Source organism: Neisseria sp. P0020.S003, from assembly GCF_051957095.1.
GTDB lineage: Bacteria > Pseudomonadota > Gammaproteobacteria > Burkholderiales > Neisseriaceae > Neisseria > Neisseria subflava.
Genome location: NZ_JBQCWU010000116.1, coordinates 1 through 215 on the forward strand (window position 1 = coordinate 1; position 215 = coordinate 215).

Genomic DNA, 215 nt, shown 5'->3' on the forward strand with positions numbered 1-215 from the left:
TGCTGCATCTGTTGCCGCTTTACCGGCTTTAGTATCAGCTGCTACTGCTTTAGCATCTGCTGCTTCCGCTTTCGCTACCGCACCATCAGCTTTGGTATCTGCCGCTACTGCTTTAGCATCTGCCGCTTCAGCTTTCGCTACCGCACCATCAGCTTTGGTATCTGCTTGACTTGCTAAATTGTAAGCATCGTCTGCACGGCCTTTAGCTTCACCCG

Annotated in this window: 1 protein-coding gene; it reads right to left on the minus strand. The window is 51.6% G+C overall.

Going from position 1 to position 215, the window contains the following annotated elements; all coding sequences use genetic code 11:
- Positions 1–215: hypothetical protein (locus tag ACTHTQ_RS11600; RefSeq protein WP_440364001.1), on the minus strand; the 215-nt coding region annotated here is incomplete at both ends.